Source organism: Streptomyces sp. NPDC001832, from assembly GCF_040297265.1.
Taxonomy (GTDB): domain Bacteria; phylum Actinomycetota; class Actinomycetes; order Streptomycetales; family Streptomycetaceae; genus Streptomyces.
In genome coordinates, this window is sequence record NZ_JBEOYU010000092.1 from 1 (window position 1) to 2,054 (window position 2,054).

At 37.3% G+C, this 2,054-nt stretch carries 2 protein-coding genes; one reads left to right on the forward strand and one right to left on the reverse strand.

The features are described from left to right. On the reverse strand, positions 1 to 484 hold a 484-nt coding region (locus tag ABT115_RS30765), incomplete at its 3' end, for an IS6 family transposase (RefSeq protein ID WP_351796771.1). 168 nt (positions 485 to 652) lie between these two features. Between ABT115_RS30765 and ABT115_RS30770 the strand changes: the two genes are divergently transcribed. Then, entirely contained in the window at positions 653 to 1,951 is a 1,299-nt protein-coding gene (locus tag ABT115_RS30770; protein ID WP_014017385.1) for a polysaccharide deacetylase family protein, read from the forward strand. The last annotated feature ends 103 nt before the right edge of the window (positions 1,952 to 2,054 follow it).

Below are 2,054 nucleotides of genomic sequence, written 5' to 3' on the forward strand. Positions count from 1 at the left end.
CCGCGCACGCCACTGTTCCACGAGGCTCGCCACCTCCTCGACGAGGAGACCGGTCCCTGGAACCGCGGGACTTGTCACTCCGTACTCGCCGCCCTACAACCTTCGGTTCATCAAACTGCTTCACTAACCGCTTAAGAAAAGCATAGGCTGCTTGTGTGTCCCGTTTTTTACGTAACCAAATATCCAAGGTTAAACCATCTGCATCGATGGCTCGATACAAATAATGCCATTTTCCTTTAATTTTGATGTACGTTTCATCCATTTTCCATGAATAAAAGGATTTTTTATTTTTCTTTTTCCAAATTTGATAGAGTAGTTTACCATATTCTTGTACCCAACGATAAATCGTCGTATGAGAAACGTTAATGCCACGATCATATAAGATTTCTTGAACTTCACGATAGCTAAGGTTATAACGAAGATAGTAGCCCACGGCTACAATAATCACATCCTGCTGAAATTGCTTTTCTTTAAAATGATTCATCGTCATTCCTCCTGCTATCTTTTTCTATTATTCTACCTTATTTGATAGTAGATTTAAAACTTTGCAACAGAACCCTATATTCGTTACAATGGTTATGGGAAGTTTTTCAAAAGGTTAAGAAAAGCTTACGGGGGTTTTTGAAATCAAAAAGTAGTAGGGGACGATAAAATGAAACATACACACAAAATCATATTGGCTGTCACTTCTGTATGCACTGTTATTATTCTAGGTGTAAGTATCTTTTTTGTTACACAAGCAGTAACAAACAATAAATTAGAAAACACTAGTCAAACAACTCAACACTCAAGCAGCAGCTCAAAACCTGTTGAAGATAAACAAACGACGAAACAGCTTGATCAAGCAAAACAGCTTGCTGCAAGTTATCATTATGATGAAGCCATCGCCTTACTTGAAAAAGACGACGCCAAAGAAGCGCAACAATTGTTAGCAACTTTGAAAAAAGAAAAAGAATCCTTGGTAAAATGGGAAGACCCGACCAAAATCTCACACGTCTTCTTTCATAGTCTGATTGTTGATCCAGCTAAGGCTTTTCATACCCAGCAAGCACAAGGGTATAAAGATTATATGGTCACTATTTCCGAATTCAATAAAACCATTGATCAGTTATATAAAAATAACTATGTTCTTGTTAATCTAAATGGATTAGTCAAAAAAGGAACAGATGGAAAACTGACCTTTACAGGTGTTTCTCTTCCAGAAGGAAAGAAACCGTTAATTCTTTCGCAAGACGATGTCAGCTATTATGAATACATGGACAATTCAGGATTTCCAAGTAAGTTGATTGTCGATAAACAGAACCAAATCAAGAATATTTATATCGACAATAAGAAGGAAACTGTTGGTGACTATGATATGGTTCCATTGATCGATTCATTCATTAAAAAACATCCCGATTTTTCTTATCAAGGCGCCAAAGGAACATTAGCTTTAACAGGCTATAATGGTGTATTAGGTTACCGTACATCAAAATCAGAATATGGTGATAACGAAAAAACAAACAAAGAAATCGAAGCAGCCAAAAAAGTTGCTGATCAATTAAAGAAAGATGGTTGGAGTTTTGCTTCTCATACTTGGGGACACTTGAATATGACACAAGCTTCTTTAGCCGATATCCAACAAGATAATGAACGTTGGCAAAATGAAGTTGCACCTATTTTAGGCAAAACAAATATTTTGATCTACCCATTTGGCGCTGACATCAGCGATTGGCAACCTTATTCTGAAGCAAATCAAAAATTTGCTTACTTGAAACAACAAGGATTTGATATCTTCTGCAATGTCGATGCCTCAACTCCTGCATGGGGACAACTAGGAACTGACTACTACCGTAACGCCAGAATCAATATTGACGGTATCCGTTTCGAAGCTGACCTAAAAGGAGAAAATCCAATACTTGATCAATTTATCAACGTCAAAGAAGTGTATGACCAAAAAGATCGAGGATAGAGGTTGTGAAAGAAGCGTCCAGCTCCGAGCAAATAAGAACTAGATTTCTAAAATAGTTTCTCATATTTTGGAAATCTAGCGCTTATTGCTGAGGAGTTGGATC